This window comes from Kitasatospora sp. NBC_00039, assembly GCF_045160625.1.
Classification (GTDB): Bacteria; Actinomycetota; Actinomycetes; order Streptomycetales; family Streptomycetaceae; genus Kitasatospora.
The window spans coordinates 2,850,906-2,867,378 of sequence record NZ_CP108289.1 but is presented as its reverse complement, the minus strand read 5'-3'; the positions used below and the strand labels follow the sequence as shown (position 1 = coordinate 2,867,378).

Below are 16,473 nucleotides of genomic sequence, written 5' to 3'. Positions count from 1 at the left end.
CGTCCGTTTGCGACAACTTCGCAACAGTCCACCCGGGGGCAAGGCGATAATCGCACCGAAAGGCGGGACCGGCGCTGCCCGCGCCGGTCCCGCCCGGTAGGTTGTCATCCGTGCCGACCCCCACCCGCCCCCGCCTCGCCGGGCTAGCCGAGCGCCTGCCCGACCGCGTCCGTACTGGGCTCCTCCTGCCCGTCGGCGGGCAAGGAGGGCGTTACTGGGCGAGGCTGGTGCCGGTGCTGGCCCTGGTCGCGCTCACCACGCACATCCCCTCCTTCGTCCGGCCGGTCTGGAGCCCCGACGAGGGCTTCCTGGCCACCCAGGCCCGGATGCTGGCCGACGGGGGCGTCCTCTACGACACCGTCGTCGACCGGAAGCCCCCGCTGCTGCCCTGGCTCTACCAGGCCTGCTTCGCCGTCTTCGGCTCCGCCTCGCTCTGGCCGCTGCGCACCCTGGCGGTCGTCGCGCACCTGGGCACCGCGATCCTGCTGGCCTCGATCGCCCGCGGACGCTGGGGCAACCGGGCGGGCGCCGGCGCCGGCCTGCTCTACCTGCTGGTCTCCATCGGGCTCTCCCCGGAGGACACCCAGGCGGCCACCTTCGAGGTGTTCATGCTGCCCGCCATGGTGGCGGCCTTCCGGTACGCCGAGCGGCGCCGCTGGCTGGCCGCGGGCATCGCGGTGGCACTCTGCTCGCTGACCAAGCAGACCGGCGGCGCGGTGCTGCTCCCGGTGCTCTGGATGCTGTTCCAGGACGCCCGCCGGCGCGGCGTCCGCTGGCCGCCCGCGCTGTTCAAGATCGGCTTCGGCTTCACGCTGCCGATAGCGCTGGTCGCGGTCATCCTCACCAAGCCCAAGGGCTTCCTGTTCTGGGTGGTCACCGGCAGCGGCGACTACGCCTCGTTCGGCGGAGCCTGGCTGCAGATGACCGGCCGGGCGCTCGGCAACTCGGCGATCCTGGTCGGGGCCGGCCTGGGCTTCCTGCTGCCGGTCGGGCGCAGGCTCTGGCTGAAGTACCGCCACCGCCCGCTGCCGGTCGCGGGGGAGGAGCACGGCTCCACCGCCGACCTCTGGGTCTGGCTGCTCTCCTCGGTGGTCGCGGTCAGCGTCGGCTTCCACTTCTTCGGCCACTACTACCTCCAGCTGATGCCCCCGCTGGTCCTGCTGGGCACCGGCGCGGTCGCCACCTCGGCGATCCGCTGGAAGCCCGTCCTGGCGTACACGACGGCTGCCGCCACCGTGTTCTGGGCGCTGGCGCTGGCCTGGCCGGGCGAGCGGCTCAACCAGACCACCGAGGTGGCCACCGCCGTCGCCGCGCAGACCACGCCGAAGGACACCGTGCTGGTCTGGGGCATGCACCCGGAGCTGTACTGGCTGGCCGACCGCAAGCCGGCCACCCGCTACCTGACGGCCGGCTTCCTGACCAACTACAGCGGCGGCAAGGACAGCAGCCCCAACGTCGGCGAGCAGTACAGCGTCAGCAACGCCTGGCAGACCTTCGACAAGGAGCTGCTCGCCAACGGCCTCCCGGAGGTCGTGGTGGACGACTCGGGCCTGGCGCCGTACCAGCCGACCCAGATCCCGCGGATCGAGAACCTGCTGGACACCCACTACGAGATGGTCGGCGTCTTCGCCGACACCGTGGTCTACCGCCTCAAGCACTGAGCCCCGGCGCCCCTCCCCGCGCGGACGCCCCGGCCCGTGAAGAGCCCGGCCCGTACGGCCCCCTCCCCGCGCGGCACATACGGAAGAGCCCCGGTGACCTCCAAGGTCACCGGGGCTCTTCGCGTCACTGCTAGGCGGGCACCGAGGCCACACCCGGGGCGAGGAACCGCTTGCCGGTCACCCGCTCCGAGACGCCCTCACGGTCCAGGTACGGGGTGATCCCGCCCAGGTGGAAGGGCCAGCCGGCACCGGTGATCATGCAGAGGTCGATGTCCTGCGCCTCGGCGACGACACCCTCCTCCAGCATCAGGCCGATCTCCTGCGCGACGGCCTCCAGGGAGCGGTTGAGCACCTGCTCCTCGGTCAGCACGGTGTCGCCGAAGGAGAGCAGCTCCAGCACCTCGGGGTCGAGGACCTGCTTGCCGTCCACCCAGGTGTAGAAGCCGCGCTTGCCGGCCTTGACCACCTTGCCGAGGTTCTCGGAGACGGTGAACCGCTCCGGGAAGGCGCCGTGCAGGGTCTCCGAGACGTGCAGCGCGATGGCCGGGCCGACCAGCTCCAGCAGCACGATCGGGGACATCGGCAGGCCGAGCGGCTCGACGCCCTTCTCGACCGTGGCGATCGGGGTGCCCTCGTCGATGATGTTCTGGATCTCGCCCATGAAGCGGGTCAGGATCCGGTTCACCACGAACGCCGGGGCGTCCTTGACCAGCACCGAGGTCTTCTTCAGCTTCTTCGAGACGCCGAAGGCGGTGGCCAGCGAGGCGTCGTCGGTCTGCTCGCCGCGGACGATCTCCAGCAGCGGCAGAATCGCGACGGGGTTGAAGAAGTGGAAGCCGACGACCCGCTCGGGGTGCTTCAGCTTCGAGGCCATCTCGGTGACCGACAGCGAGGAGGTGTTGGTCGCCAGCACACAGGTCGGCGAGACCACGTTCTCCAGGTCGGCGAAGACGGTCTGCTTGACGCCCATCTCCTCGAACACGGCCTCGATCACGAAGTCCGCGTCGCCGAAGCCGACGGCCTTGTCGAGCGAGCCGGTGACCAGGCCCTTGAGGCGGTTGGCCTTGTCGTTGCCGATCCGGCCCTTGCCGAGCAGCTTGTCGATCTCGGCGTGGACGTAGCCGACGCCCTTGTCGATGCGCTCCTGGTCGATGTCGGTGAGGACCACCGGCACCTCCAGCCGGCGCGCGAAGAGCAGCGCCAGCTGGGAGGCCATCAGACCGGCACCGACGATGCCGACCTTGCTGACCGGGCGGGCCAGCGACTTGTCCGGGGCACCGAACGGGCGCTTGGCCCGGCGCTGCACCAGGTTGAAGGCGTAGATGCCGCTGCGCAGCTCGCCGCTCATGATGAGGTCGGCCAGGGCCGCGTCCTCGGCGTCGAAGCCGGCCTGCAGACCGGCCGCGTCCGTGAGGCCGGCGTCCTTGACCAGCTGGATGATGTCCAGCGCCTTGTAGGCGGCCGGCGCGGCGCCGTGCACCTTGGCGTCGGCGACCAGGCGGCCCCAGGCGACGGCGTCGTCCCAGGCCTTGCCGCGGTCGATCGCCTCGCGCTCGACGACGACGTCGCCCTTGAGGACCTTGGCGGCCCACAGCAGCGACTGCTCCAGGAAGTCGGCCGGCTCGAAGATCGCGTCGGCGATCCCCAGCTCGAACACGTCCTTGCCCTTGAGCTGCTTGTTCTGGCTCATCGAGTTCTCGATGATGACCTTGATCGCCTTCGAGGGGCCGATCAGGTTCGGCAGAATGGTGCAGCCGCCCCAGCCGGGGACGAGGCCCAGGAAGACCTCCGGCAGCGAGAACGCCGGGACGCCCGCGCTGACGGTGCGGTAGGTGCAGTGCAGGCCGACCTCGACGCCGCCGCCCATCGCCGCGCCGTTGTAGAACGCGAAGGACGGGACGGGCAGCGCGGCGATCCGCTTGAAGACCTCGTGGCCGCCCTTGCCGATGGCCAGCGCGTCCGCGTGCTCCTTGAGCAGCTCGACGCCCTTGAGGTCGGCGCCGACCGCGAAGATGAACGGCTTGCCGGTGACGGCGACACCGACGATCTTGCCCTCGGCGGCCTCGGCCTCGACCTGGTCCAGCGCGACGGACAGCTTCAGCAGCGAGCCCGGGCCGAAGGTGGTCGGCTTGGTGTGGTCGAAGCCGTTGTCCAGGGTGATCAGGGCCAGCTTGCCGGCCTGCAGCGGCAGGTCCAGGTGGCGGACGTGGGCCGTGGTGACGACCTCGCCCGGGAACAGCTCGGCGCCGTGCTGCAGCAGCTCAGTAGTGGTGCTCATGCTCACTTACCACCCTCGAAGTGCGGGTTCTCCCAGATGATGGTGCCGCCCATGCCGAAGCCGATGCACATCGTGGTGAGGCCGTAGCGGACGTCCGGGCGCTGCTCGAAGCGGCGCGCCAGCTGGTTCATCAGGCGCACGCCGGAGGAGGCCAGCGGGTGGCCGAAGGCGATCGCGCCGCCGAACGGGTTGACCCGCTCGTCGTCGTCCGCGATGCCGTAGTGGTCCAGGAACGCCAGCACCTGGACGGCGAAGGCCTCGTTGACCTCGAAGGCCTGGATGTCGTCGATCGTCAGGCCGGCCTTGGCCAGGGCCTTCTCGGTGGCCGGCACCGGGCCGATGCCCATGACCTCGGGCTCGACGCCCGCGAAGGCGTACGAGACCAGGCGCATCTTGACCGGGAGGCCGAGCTCCTCGGCGACGTCCTCGGCGGCCAGCAGCGACGCGGTGGCGCCGTCGTTCAGGCCGGCCGAGTTGCCCGCGGTGATGTTGCCGTGCGGGCGGAACGGGGTCTTCAGACCCGCCAGGCTCTCCATCGTGGTGCCCGGGCGCAGCGGCTCGTCCACGGTGGCCAGGCCCCAGCCGGTCTCGCCGACCGCGGGGTTGGTGTTGCGGATCGAGATCGGCACCAGGTCCGGCTGGATGTCGCCGTTGGCGTAGGCCTTGGCGGCCTTCTCCTGCGAGCGCACGGCGTAGGCGTCGCAGCGTTCCTTGGTGATGTGCGGGAACCGGTCGTGCAGGTTCTCCGCGGTCATGCCCATGAACAGGGCGGACTCGTCGACGAGCTTCTCGGAGACGAAGCGCGGGTTCGGGTCGACGCCCTCGCCCATCGGGTGGCGGCCCATGTGCTCGACGCCGCCGGCCACGACGATGTCGTACGCGCCGAAGGCGATGCCGCCGGCGGTGGCGGTGACGGCGGTCAGCGCGCCGGCGCACATGCGGTCGATCGAGTAGCCCGGGACGGACTTCGGCAGGCCGGCCAGCAGGGCGGCGGTGCGGCCGATCGTCAGACCCTGGTCGCCGATCTGCGTGGTGGCCGCGACGGCGACCTCGTCGATGCGTTCGACGGGCAGGTTCGGGTTACGGCGCACGAGTTCCCGGATGCACTTGACGACGAGGTCGTCGGCGCGCGTCTCGTGGTAGATGCCCTTCGGGCCGGCCTTGCCGAACGGGGTGCGGACGCCATCGACGAAGACGACGTCCCTCGCGGTACGAGGCACGGGGGCTCTCCTCCCAGGGACCAACAGGTTGAGGTGGGCAGGCTGCCGCCGTCCGTCGCAGAGAGGACGTGAGCGGCGCCGCTTCACCGCCATGCTACCGGTCGGTAACCAACCTGCCCAGGCCCGACGGCCCGATCTCCACGTGTGTCCCGCGACACGTCGCCCCGTCCGGGTACGACGAAGGGGATGCCGTCGTCGAAACGGCATCCCCTTCCGTGTCCTGCTGCTCAGCCCTGCTGCGCGGCCCCGCCGCCCAGGCCTGCCCGAGGCTCGGCCCTACTGCTCGGTCCTGGCCGGGCCCGGCTCCGTCGCCGCCTTGACGAACGCGGCGGCGACCACCGGCGCGACCAGGTCGACCTGCCACTGCCGGGCGCCGAGCCGGCGCAGCGCGGCGGCCACGTTGGCGGCGCTCGCGTCGGCCGGCGGCTCCCAGGAGACCCGGCGGACGAGGTCCGGGGTGATCAGGTTCTCGGCCGGCAGGTTGTGTGCCTCCGCCAGCTCGCTCACCCCGGCCCGCGCCCCGGAGAGCCGGGCGGCCGCCACCGGGTCCTTCTCGGCCCAGGCGCGCGGCGGCGGCGGTCCGTCGTGCGGCGCGGAGGCCGGCGGCAGCTGGTTCTCCGGGACCTCCCGGCCGCGCTGCACGGCCGCCAGCCACTGCTCCAGCTGACGGCGGTGCACCCGCGGCCCGAAGCCCTGGACGGCCTGCAGAGCGGCGATGTTGAGGGGCATGGCCAGCGCGGCGTTGACGATCGCCGCGTCCGGGAGCACCCGGCCCGGCGAGACGTCCCGCTCCTGCGCGAGGCGGTCCCGGGTGAGCCAGAGTTCGCGCACCACGGCCAGCTGGCGGCGCCGGCGGACCTTGTGGAGCTGCGAGGTGCGGCGCCAGGGGTCGGTGCGCGGTGCCGGGCGGGGCGCGGCGGCGATCGCGGCGAACTCCTCCAGTGCCCAGTCCAGCTTGCCCTGGGCGTCCAGCTCCTGTTCGAGTGCGTCGCGCAGCTCGACCAGCACCTCGACGTCCAGAGCGGCGTAACGCAGCCACGGCTCGGGCAGCGGGCGGGTGGACCAGTCGACCGCGGAGTGCTCCTTGGCCAGGCTCAGCCCGAGCACGCTCTCGGTCATCGGCCCGAGGCCGACCCGGGCGAACCCGGCGATCCGGCCGGCCAGCTCGGTGTCGAAGAGGCGCTGGGGCCGCATGCCGACCTCGGCCAGGCAGGGCAGGTCCTGGGTGGCGGCGTGGACCACCCATTCGGTGTCCGCGAGGACCGCGCCCAGCCCGCTGAGGTCGGGGCAGGCGATCGGGTCGATCAGCGCGGTACCGGCGCCGGCGCGGCGCAACTGGATGAGGTACGCCCGCTGGCCGTAGCGGTAGCCGGAGGCCCGCTCGGCATCGACGGCAACCGGTCCGGTACCCGCGGCGAAGGCGGCGACGACGGCCGCCAGCGCCCGCTCGTCCGCCACGACTGGCGGGATCCCCTCCTTCGGTTCGAGGAGCGGGACCGGGGCTGCTTCTTCTGGGATGGCTGCTACGGCGTCGGTCACTCACCAAGGGTACGACGGACCTCGCAGCCGGGAGTGTTGTCGGACTGGTCAGACCGGGTCGGTGAATATGCCCGTATGACCGCCCGCTCACCTCCGGGGCGCTCGGGGCGGGGTGCCCGCTCGTGTCCGGCCCGCTCGGGGCGGGGGCGCCGCTCGCCGTGGTGCGGCGCCGGAAGCGGCTGCGGCGGTCCTGGAGGAACGTTCCTCCAGGACCGCCGCAGCGGTCGCACCGACAGGTCAGTGGATGATGCCCGTGCGTAGGGCGACCGCGACCATGCCGGCCCGGTCGCCGGTGCCCAGCTTGCGGGCGATCCGGGCGAGGTGGCTCTTCACGGTGAGTGCGGAGAGGCCCATCGCGACGCCGATCGCCTTGTTGGACTGGCCCTCGGCGACCAGTCGCAGCACCTCGACCTCGCGGCCGGAGAGCTCCCGGTACGCGGCCTGCTGCGTGCCCGGCGCACCGGGGGCCCCGGGGGCGCCCGGCGCACCGGCCGCACCCGGCACGCCCGGCATGCCGGGACGGCGCATCCGGCCGGCCAGGCCGCCGGCGCCGATCGGCAGGCCGGGTCGGCCCGGCATGGCGACGTTGGTCCTGGTCCCGGTGACCACGTAGCCCTTGACGCCGCCGGCCAGCGCGCTGCGGACCGCGCCGATGTCGTCGGCGGCCGAGAGGGCCAGGCCGTTGGGCCAGCCCGCGGCGCGGGTCTCGGCCAGGATGGTCAGCCCGGAGCCGTCCGGGAGGTGGACGTCGGCGACGCAGATGTCGCGCGGGGTGGAGACCCGGGGGCGGGCCTCGGCGATCGAGGACACCTCGATCACGTCGCGGACGCCGAGCGCCCAGAGGTGCCGGGTGACGGTGTTTCGGACGCGGGGATCGGCGATGACCACCATGGCGGTGGGCTTGGTCGGCCGGTAGGCGACCACGTTTGCGGGGTGCTCAAGAAGGACCGACACCAGGCCTCCTGCGGGGAGTGGCGGACGGAACCCCGATGGGGGCGGTCGGAGTGTTCCGCGTTTGGAAAGGGTCACAGTCTGCTTCGGCAGCAACCGTGCCCGGCTTTAGCGAAAGATCACGATCTAGTGAGTAACAATACGGACAAATCGCGCAGGCGACTGATTGCGACATGCCTTGAAATCGCACAAAATCGATCAGATCCAGCGCAGATCGGTCTGTTTCGACCGGTTAATTGACGCAGAGCGGATCCGAAGTCACACTCCGTCAGTCCTGGGGGTGGTGTCGGCCCGCCGGGGCCGACCGGCCCCGACACCACTCGTCAGTGCGAACGCGGGCGTCGGCGGGCGGGCATCGGGACCACCCCACCGAGTGACGGGACGTCGGCCGGCGGCTGCGGCGCCGGAGCGGCCGGCGGTAGGCCGGCGCTGATGCAGAGCAGGTCCCCCCAGGCCGCGAGGTGCCGCTCGAAGCGGCCGTCGGCCGGCGTCCAGGACGCCCGGATCTCGATCTCGGTGGACGACGCGCGGTCCGCCAGCGCGCCGAAGTACTGCGAGGCGCACCTGGTCACCGTCCCGGACGGCTCCACGTACCCGGCGCCCTGCGCCTGCAGGGCGTCCAGCAGCCAGGCCCAGCCGACCTCCGAGAGCATCGGGTCGCCGGCCATCTCGGGCTCCAGCTCCGCCCGGGTCATCGTCACCACGCGGAAGTCCCCGTTCCAGGCCTCCTGCCCGGCCGGGTCGTACAGCAGCACCAGCCGGCCGTCGGCCAGCTCCTCGCCGTCCACCTCCACCGAGGCGGTCAGCGCGAAGGCGTGCGGGGCGAGCCGGCGCGGCGCCGGGGCGGGGGAGAGTTCGAGCTCGGGGCGCAGCCGCGCCCCTGTCAGGGCCTCGACCGCGGCACGGAACTCACTCGGCGCCGCCTCCCGATTCGTTCCGCCACCTGTTCCGCCACCCTGTGCGGGGTGCCCGCCGACCGCTGCCATGACCCGAAGACTAGGTCGAAAACCTGGGTAATCGCCGTAACTTCTGCCTGCGCGGCGTGCCGGGACGGCAAACCGGCCAGATCTTGGAGGAACCGACGAGCCCGCCCGGGGAGTCCCGTCCGGAGCGCGTGCGAAGATTTGAACCGTGAGCGAGACTACGGCAGACACCACGGCAGCCACCCAGGCTGGTAGCACCCCCGGTCAGCAGTCCCCCGTGCGCCGCGGGGCCGCGCACGACTCCGCCTTCCTGCGCGCGTGCCGGCACGAGCCGGTGCCGCACACCCCGGTGTGGTTCATGCGCCAGGCGGGCCGCTCGCTGCCCGAGTACCTGAAGGTCCGCGAGGGCATCCCCATGCTGGAGTCCTGTATGCGGCCCGAGCTGGTCAAGGAGATCACCCTCCAGCCGGTGCGCCGGCACAAGGTGGACGCGGCGATCTTCTTCAGCGACATCGTGGTGCCGCTCAAGGCCATCGGCATCGACGTCGACATCAAGCCCGGCATCGGCCCGGTGATCGCCGACCCGATCCGCACCGCCGAGGACCTCAAGCGGCTCCGCCCGCTGGAGCCCGACGACGTCCCCTACATCACCGAGGCGGTCGGCCTGCTCGTCGACGAGCTCGGCTCCACCCCGCTGATCGGCTTCGCCGGCGCCCCCTACACGCTCGCCAGCTACCTGGTCGAGGGCGGCCCGTCCAAGAATCACGAGAACACCAAGGCCATGATGTACGGGCAGCCCGAGCTGTGGGCCGCCCTCGTCGACCGCCTCGCCGACATCACCTCGGCCTTCCTCAAGGTGCAGATCGAGGCCGGCGCCTCCGCCGTCCAGCTCTTCGACTCCTGGGTCGGATCGCTCGCCCCCGACGACTACCGCCGCTCGGTGATGCCGGCCAGCACCAAGGTCTTCGACGCGGTCGCCGGCTACGGCGTGCCGCGCATCCACTTCGGCGTCGGCACCGGCGAGCTGCTCGGCCTGATGGGCCAGGCCGGCGCGGACGTCGTGGGCGTCGACTGGCGGGTGCCGCTGAACGTCGCCGCCGAGCGGGTCGGCCCCGGCAAGGGGCTGCAGGGCAACCTCGACCCGGCGGTGCTCTTCGCGCCCACCAAGGCCGTCGAGACCAAGGCCCGCGAGGTGCTGCACGCCGCCCAGGCGCTCGGCAGCAGCGGCCACATCTTCAACCTCGGCCACGGTGTGCTGCCCAGCATGGACCCGGACGCGCTCAGCCGGCTGGTCGCGTTCGTGCACGAGGCCAGCGCGCGCTGACCCCGGCGCAGGACTTCGCGGCGGGCCCCCTTCCGGGCGGAAGGGGGCCCGCAGCCTGTCCGGTCAGTCGTCCTGCACCTCCCGGCCGGCCTGCTCCTGATCCTCGGCCTGCTCCTCGCCTCCCTGCCGCCGGGAGGGCGGACGGACGGGCATCGGCGGCACCGGGGTACCGGGCCCGGCGGTCCGGCGCCGCCGGACCAGCCGGAACACCAGCCCCGCCGGGGCGAGCACCAGCAGGAACGGCGTCACCGCCGCGATCGCCACGGCGACCGCGCGCAGGACCGCGACCAGCCCGTCCCAGCCGCCGCCCAGCGCGGAGCCGACCGACCCCCAGAAGCCCTCGTCCTTCTTCTCCCGGGCGTCCGGCCGGTCGTCGACGGGCTTCGGCTCCCGCCGCACGTCCAGCGTGACGGTCGAGAGCGACGTCCGCGCCGACAGCTCCTTCAGCTGCTTCTGCAGCGACTCCAGATCCGCCTCGCGCCGGCTCAACTCGCTCTCCAGGCTGGTGATCTCGCCCAGCGACTTCGCCTGCGCCATCAGCGCCCGCACCCGGTCCACGCTCGCCTGCTGGGTCTGCAGCCGGCTCGACACGTCCGCCACCTGCTGGGTCAGGTCGTCCGCCTGGCTCCTGCGCGACAGCACCTCGCCGAGCGCGGCGAGCTGGTCCAGCGTCTGCGGGAAGGCCGCCGACGGCACCTTGACGGTGATCTGGCCGCTCTGCCCGGCGTTCTCGTCGCCCCCGCCGCTCACCGTCTCCGCGCCGACGTAGCCTCCTGCCGAGGACGCCAGCTCGCGCGCCTTCGCCAGCACCCCGGGCACGTCCTTGCTCCGCAGCGACAGCTGCGCCGTGTAGGCGATCAGCCTGGTGTCGGCCACCGGGACGGCGCCCGGCTGCCCCGCTCCGCCGGTCGCCGGCGCGCCGCCCGGCTTCTCTGCGGCCGAGGGCTGGGCGGGGGCCGCGCCCACCGCGGGCGCACCCGCCGCCGGGGCGGCCGCGTCCCGCTTGGCCGCCGCCGCACTGTCCGCACCACGCTCGGCGCCGCCGGCGCCGCACCCCCCGACCAGCACCACGGCGGCGGCGACCACCGCCGCGGCCCCCGCTCTGCGCCCTGCTCCGCGCCGTCCTCGCACCACGATCGATCCTCCCCAAGTCCCCTGTGTGGCACCCGGATCGGGATGCCACGACCATGGGACGGCGGAATCTCCGGATCGGACCCTCCCCGGAGATCGCAACTCGATCACGGCTCGGCAGCGGCCCGGACAAGGCGCTATCCGGCCTGCCCAGCCGTCACCTCGATGCCCGCCCGCCGCAGCAACGCCGCCGTCACCCCGTCGCCGGCGCGCAGCCGCCCGCCGAAGCCGCCGTCGTAGATCCGACCGCACCCGCACGACGGACTGCGCGCCATCAGCAGCGCCCGCCGCACCCCGGCCGCCTCGGCCGTGGCCAGCGCCTGCCGCGCCCCGTCCAGGAACTCCTCCGTGCAGTCCGCCCCCGTCGCGTCCACCACCCGCGCCCGCCCGTCCAGTACGTCCGCCCCGTCCCCGCCGACGATCTCCGCCGCCGCCCGCGGGGTCGCCAGCCCGCCCGCCACCTCCGGACAGACCACCACCGCCCGTCCGTCCGCCACCAGCCCGACCGCCGCCTCCGACGTCTTCGCCCGCCCGTCGTACCGGCACGGCACCCCGGCCAGACAGGCGCTCACCAGGATCTGTTCCATGCCGAGGAGCCTAACCAGGGGCCGACGGCACCGCGGCCTCGCTACTGTGGGGCCATGAGTGAGCTGCCGGACTGGATGTACGCACCCCGAGCAGAGGGGTGGATCGCCGACGACCTCGACCACCTTTCGCAGGCGCCGCGGCACACCGAACTGATCGATGGAGCACTGGTCTTCATGATGTCCCCGCAGCGCTCCTGGCACAGCCGGGTTGTCACGACCCTGACTGCCCTGCTGGAGGGCCTCGTGCCGGACGAGTACCTCGCCGAGCGGGAGATGGCGATCAAGCTGGACCGGATCAACCGCCCCGAGCCGGATCTCCTGGTCGCGGCCACCGAGTACGACCCGGATCGCACCTGGTATGCCCCGGCCGATGTGGCGCTCGTCGTGGAGGTCGTCTCTCCGGAGTCCGCGCACCGCGACCGCACCGTCAAGCTGCGCAAGTACGCCGAGGCCGGCATCCCGCACTACTGGGTGATCGAGGAGGAGGACGGCTTGCCGGTGGTGCACGTCTATGAACTGGACGTTCCCACCACGGCGTACGTCGCCGCCGGGATCTTCCGGGGCCGGTTGGAGCGGCCCGTCCCGTTCCCCGTGGACATCGACCTCGACGCGCTCGTACCGGCGCCGAATCGGTCGAAGCGGGCGGATTGAGGCAACGGTGTAAGGACCTGCGAGACTGCGGGGCATGGCGCAAGCACAGGTCGTGGTGATCGGCGGGGGTATCGCGGGGCTGGCCGCGGCCGCGTTTCTCGGTGGGGCGGCGGGGGAGCCCGCGAAGGCGCGGGTGACGCTGCTGGAGGCGTCGGAGCGGTTCGGCGGGAAGCTGCTCGGCGGGGAGGTCGGCGGGGTCCGGGTGGACCTGGGGGCCGAGTCGATGCTGGCCCGGCGGCCGGAGGCGGTCGAGCTGGCGCGGGCCGTCGGGCTGGGCGCGGAGCTGGAGCCGCCGACCACCGCCAAGGCCGCGATCTGGACGCGCGGCGCGTTGCGGCCGCTGCCGGGCGGCCAGGTGATGGGCGTCCCGGGTGACCTGGAGGCGCTCGCCAAGGCCGGGGTGCTCACCGCCGAGGGGCTGGAGCGGGCCCGGCACGAGGGGGCCGGCGAGGGTGTGGCGGACGACGTCGCGATCGGCCGGTACGTCGCCGACCGGCTGGGCCGCGAGGTGGTGGACCGGCTGGTGGAGCCGCTGCTGGGCGGCGTCTACGCCGGACACGCGGACGAGATCTCGCTGCGCGCCGCGGTGCCGCAGCTGCTGTCGATCGCCCGTGGCGGCGGCTCGCTGGTCGAGGGCGTGCACGAGCTGGCCACCCGGCCGCAGACCGTCTCCACGCCCGTCTTCCAGGGCCTGCGCGGCGGTATCGGCACCCTGCCCGAGGCGGTTGCCGCGGCCTGCGCGAAGGCCGGTGTCGAGCTGCGCACCCGCACCGCCGTCGCGGAGCTGCACCGCACCGCCGGGGGCTGGCGGGTGGTGACCGGTGACGGCGGGACCCTGGAGGCGGACGCCGTGGTGCTGGCCGTGCCGGCGCCCGTCGCCGCCCGGCTGCTGCGCACCGAGGCGCCGGGGGCCGCCGCCGAGCTGGACACCGTCGAGTACGCGGGGATGGCGCTGGTGACCCTGGCGTTCCGGCGCGCCGATCTGCCGGAGCCGCCGGCCGGCAGCGGCTTCCTGGTGCCGCCGGTGGACGGCCGCCGGATCAAGGCGTCCACCTTCTCGTCCAACAAGTGGGGCTGGCTGGAGCGTTCGGCCCCCGAGACCTTCGTGCTGCGGACCTCGCTGGGGCGGCTGCGCGAGGAGCAGCCGCTCGAGCTGGCGGACGAGGAGCTGGTGGCGCAGTCGCTGGAAGACCTGCGCGAGGCGATCGGCCTGACCGCCCGGCCGTACGACACGGCCGTCACCCGTTGGCGGGCCGGCCTGCCGCAGTACCCGGTGGGCCACCTCGACCGGGTGGCGCGGATCCGGGCGGCGGCCGGCCGGGTGGGCGGGCTGGCGCTCTGCGGGGCCGTGTACGACGGGGTGGGCATTCCGGCGTGCATCGCGAGCGCACGGGCGGCCGTCGCCGCGCTCGACAAAGTGTTGACCCCGCCGACCGGGGAGAACGTCACGGAGAGGACAATGGGCGCATGACTGAGACCGTTGAGCAGCAGCCGGAGCAGCAGCCCGAGAAGAAGAAGGCGCGCGACCTGAACCAGGTCATCCGCTACACCATGTGGTCGGTGTTCAAGCTCAAGGGCGCGCTGCCCGAGGACCGCACCGCCCTGGCCGCCGAGGTGGACGGGCTGTTCGCGCAGCTCGCCGCGAAGGACGTCACGGTGCGCGGCACCTACGACGTGTCCGGTCTGCGCGCGGACGCCGACATCCTGGTCTGGTGGCACGCGGAGGACTCGGACGACCTCCAGGAGGCGTACAACCGCTTCCGCCGCACCGGCCTGGGCCGCGAGCTGGAGCCGGTCTGGTCGAACATGGCGCTGCACCGCCCGGCCGAGTTCAACAAGTCGCACATCCCGGCGTTCCTCGCCGACGAGCGCCCGCGCGACTACGTCTGCGTGTACCCGTTCGTCCGCTCCTACGAGTGGTACCTGCTGCCGGACGCCGAGCGGCGCGCGATGCTCGCCGAGCACGGCCAGATGGCGCGCGGCTACCCGGACGTGCGGGCCAACACGGTGGCCTCGTTCGCGCTCGGCGACTACGAGTGGCTGCTCGCCTTCGAGGCGGACGAGCTGCACCGGATCGTGGACCTGATGCGTGACCTGCGCCCGTCCCGCGCCCGGCTGCACGTCCGCGAGGAGGTGCCGTTCTTCACCGGCCGCCGCAAGCCGGTGAGCGAGCTCCTCAACGGCCTGGTCTGAGCGACGGTCCGATCTGCCGCAGGGCCGGCTCCCCGGACGGGGAGCCGGCCCTGCGTGTGTTCCGGTGGCACGGTCAGTGCCGGTGGCGCAGGGCCGCGCGGAGGCGAGGGTCGGGGACGGCAGCGGGGCCGATCATGGCGACGGCGGTGAGGAGTTCGCGCTCGTCGTCGTCGGTGAGGCCGTGCTGGCGGGGCAGCCGGACCTCGCGGAGCACCTCCTGGCCGACCGGGGAGGCCCAGCGGGTGTGCGGGTAGACGTCGACCCGGGCCATCAGCAGCGTGCCCGAGGTGAGCACCAGCGGGAGCGAGAACCAGGCGAGCGGCGCGAGCGCGTCACCGTCCGAGATGCCGCCGACGGCGACGGCGGCGGCCATCAGCACCAGGGAGAGCAGCAGTGCCTGCCGGACCTGGCGGATCACCAGGACGGTCTGCTGCTGGACCGGCGCGGGGGTGGCCAGGCCGGCCAGGGCGAGCCGGCTGCCGATCTCCAGGACGGTGGGGTGGGCGGCCATCGCCCGGCGCAGGTCGTCCGTGCGGCACTGGCCGTCCGGGCCGACGGCGGCGATGACGGCCCGCTCCAGCCGGCTGCGGCCCTTGGGGTCCACCACCGTGGTCCAGCCGGTGTGGGCGAGGTGCAGCCGGCTGCGGGAGGCCATCAGGACGAGGGCCAGTTCGACCACCCGGTCCGGGCCGCCCGCCAGGTACGCCGTCTCGTACAGGCCGATCCCGACCGCCTCGGGCGGCCGGGGCCCCTCCTGGCCGGCGAGCGCGTCGGCGGTGGCGGTCATCCGGACCAGCCGGATGCAGGAGAGCACCGCGGCGGCGCAGGCCGGTATCAGGAAGAGCAACCACATGGGCTTGTTGTAGACCCGCCTTCACACTGGGCGGAACGGATTCCCGGACCGCGATACCGAACTGTGACTCGGGAGACCGGTGGCCTCAGGACCCGCAGGAGCTGCCGCCGCCGCAGCTGGACGACGACGAGCCGCAGCTGGAGGAGGACCCGCAGCTGCTGGAGGAGGAGCCGCAGCCGGAGGACGAGGACGAGCCGCAGCTGCCGGAGGACGAGCCGCAGCTGCTGCTGCCGCAGCTCGAACCGGAGGAGCCGGAGTCGGAGGACCCGCCGCACCAGGTGGCCGCGGAGCTGCAGGAGGAGCCGGACGAGGACGACGAGGACGACGAGTACGAGGACGCGCCGACCGCCGCCCTGGCCTGCTCGGCCGCGGCCGCGGCGAGCATCGCCTCCTGCAGCTCCGCGTCGGCCAGCCCGGACGCGGCCAGCCCGCTGAGCGCGACCGCGCCCAGCAGCGCGCCGCCGGTCGACCCCGATGCCAGGCCGTCGCTGGGCTTCCACGGGCTGCCGGTGGTCATCAGGGCGAGCTGGCGGCGCCCGGCCGGGGTGATCCGGCCCTTGAACGGCCAGGTCACGATCATCGAGACCAGCCAGACGGCCAGCAGGACCAGCGGGATCCAGTTCGCCGGACGGTCCGCGTCCGCGTCGCCGTTGTCGAGGACGTAGGCGAGGACGGTGCTCACCACCACGGCCGGCAGGGCGAGCCAGAGCAGCCGGCGCGCCACCCTGGCCCGGTGCAGCCGGACGGGGTTGCGCATCAGCCCGCGGTCGGCGAGCTTGTCGCCCAGCTCCTGGACGGCGGGCGAGCGCATCACGTCACGGCGCAGCCCGGCGAGCTCCCGCTGCCTGCCCGGTCCGCAGGCCTCGATGATCGCCTGGTCGACGGCGTCGTACGGCTGCTCGGAGGTCAGCGTGACCAGGCCGGCCCGGTTGACGACGGCCCGGCCCGCCTGGTGCATCCGGACGAACGCGGTGTCGAAGACCCGGCCGGGACCGCCGGAGAGGAAAGCGGTGTCCAGCAGCGGCAGCCCGCGGCCGGGCAGGCCCTTGGCGTGCGGGACCTTCTTGACCAGCTGCTTGGTCTGCGACGCGTAGAGCGCGGCGGCGACCAGCAGGACGGCAGGGACGAGGAAGTACGAGTTGTGCCACATGGGCGGTTCCCC

At 73.1% G+C, this 16,473-nt stretch carries 14 protein-coding genes; 5 read left to right on the top strand and 9 right to left on the bottom strand.

Going from position 1 to position 16,473, the window contains the following annotated elements; all coding sequences use genetic code 11:
* The first annotated feature begins 110 nt into the window (after nt 1–110).
* Nucleotides 111–1,661, top strand: coding sequence for an ArnT family glycosyltransferase (locus OG286_RS12805; RefSeq protein ID WP_396320556.1), 1,551 nt, complete (start codon nt 111–113; stop codon nt 1,659–1,661).
* Between the two features lie 130 nt (nt 1,662–1,791).
* On the opposite strand, the gene OG286_RS12800 is transcribed toward OG286_RS12805, so the two are convergent.
* The 5 genes from OG286_RS12800 to OG286_RS12780 form a co-directional block, all read right to left on the bottom strand.
* Nucleotides 1,792–3,939: a 3-hydroxyacyl-CoA dehydrogenase NAD-binding domain-containing protein gene (locus OG286_RS12800; RefSeq protein WP_396320555.1), complete on the bottom strand. Its 2,148-nt coding sequence runs from the start codon at nt 3,937–3,939 to the stop codon at nt 1,792–1,794.
* Between the two features lie 2 nt (nt 3,940–3,941).
* The gene (locus tag OG286_RS12795) at nt 3,942–5,159 is read right to left on the bottom strand and encodes a thiolase family protein (protein WP_396320554.1); all 1,218 of its coding nucleotides are present in this window, start codon (nt 5,157–5,159) and stop codon (nt 3,942–3,944) included.
* 276 nt (nt 5,160–5,435) lie between these two features.
* Entirely contained in the window at nt 5,436–6,698 is a 1,263-nt protein-coding gene (locus tag OG286_RS12790; protein WP_396320553.1) for an HRDC domain-containing protein, read from the bottom strand.
* A 237-nt stretch (nt 6,699–6,935) separates the two neighbouring features.
* A complete protein-coding gene (locus tag OG286_RS12785; protein WP_405361588.1) occupies nt 6,936–7,652 on the bottom strand; it encodes a LuxR C-terminal-related transcriptional regulator in 717 nt (238 codons plus the stop codon).
* Between the two features lie 320 nt (nt 7,653–7,972).
* Complete coding sequence (locus OG286_RS12780; protein ID WP_396320552.1) at nt 7,973–8,635, bottom strand: DUF3000 domain-containing protein; 663 nt, start codon at nt 8,633–8,635, stop codon at nt 7,973–7,975.
* A 214-nt stretch (nt 8,636–8,849) separates the two neighbouring features.
* Between OG286_RS12780 and hemE the strand changes: the two genes are divergently transcribed.
* Complete coding sequence (gene hemE / locus OG286_RS12775) at nt 8,850–9,896, top strand: uroporphyrinogen decarboxylase (RefSeq protein WP_396320551.1); 1,047 nt, start codon at nt 8,850–8,852, stop codon at nt 9,894–9,896.
* Between the two features lie 63 nt (nt 9,897–9,959).
* Here the strand turns inward: hemE and OG286_RS12770 are convergent, their stop codons facing one another.
* Nucleotides 9,960–11,030: a DUF4349 domain-containing protein gene (locus OG286_RS12770; RefSeq protein WP_396320550.1), complete on the bottom strand. Its 1,071-nt coding sequence runs from the start codon at nt 11,028–11,030 to the stop codon at nt 9,960–9,962.
* 134 nt (nt 11,031–11,164) lie between these two features.
* Nucleotides 11,165–11,614: a DUF523 domain-containing protein gene (locus OG286_RS12765; RefSeq protein WP_396320549.1), complete on the bottom strand. Its 450-nt coding sequence runs from the start codon at nt 11,612–11,614 to the stop codon at nt 11,165–11,167.
* Between the two features lie 54 nt (nt 11,615–11,668).
* Here OG286_RS12765 and OG286_RS12760 point away from each other — a divergent pair, with 54 nt between their 5' ends.
* Genes OG286_RS12760 through hemQ form a run of 3 tightly spaced genes read left to right on the top strand, consistent with a single transcriptional unit; the run spans nt 11,669 to nt 14,458 of the window.
* Entirely contained in the window at nt 11,669–12,265 is a 597-nt protein-coding gene (locus OG286_RS12760; RefSeq protein WP_396320548.1) for a Uma2 family endonuclease, read from the top strand.
* A gap of 34 nt (nt 12,266–12,299) precedes the next feature.
* Nucleotides 12,300–13,736, top strand: a complete 1,437-nt coding sequence (gene hemG, locus OG286_RS12755) for a protoporphyrinogen oxidase (protein ID WP_396320547.1) — start codon at nt 12,300–12,302, stop codon at nt 13,734–13,736.
* Nucleotides 13,733–14,458, top strand: coding sequence for a hydrogen peroxide-dependent heme synthase (gene hemQ / locus OG286_RS12750; protein WP_396320546.1), 726 nt, complete (start codon nt 13,733–13,735; stop codon nt 14,456–14,458). Before hemG ends, hemQ begins: the two co-directional genes overlap by 4 nt.
* 73 nt (nt 14,459–14,531) lie before the next feature.
* Here hemQ and OG286_RS12745 read toward each other — a convergent pair whose 3' ends face one another.
* Together OG286_RS12745 and OG286_RS12740 are read right to left on the bottom strand one after the other, a co-directional pair.
* Nucleotides 14,532–15,311, bottom strand: a complete 780-nt coding sequence (locus OG286_RS12745) for a TIGR04222 domain-containing membrane protein (RefSeq protein ID WP_396320545.1) — start codon at nt 15,309–15,311, stop codon at nt 14,532–14,534.
* An 85-nt stretch (nt 15,312–15,396) separates the two neighbouring features.
* Nucleotides 15,397–16,461: a TIGR04222 domain-containing membrane protein gene (locus OG286_RS12740; protein ID WP_396320544.1), complete on the bottom strand. Its 1,065-nt coding sequence runs from the start codon at nt 16,459–16,461 to the stop codon at nt 15,397–15,399.
* Nucleotides 16,462–16,473: the final 12 nt, after the last annotated feature.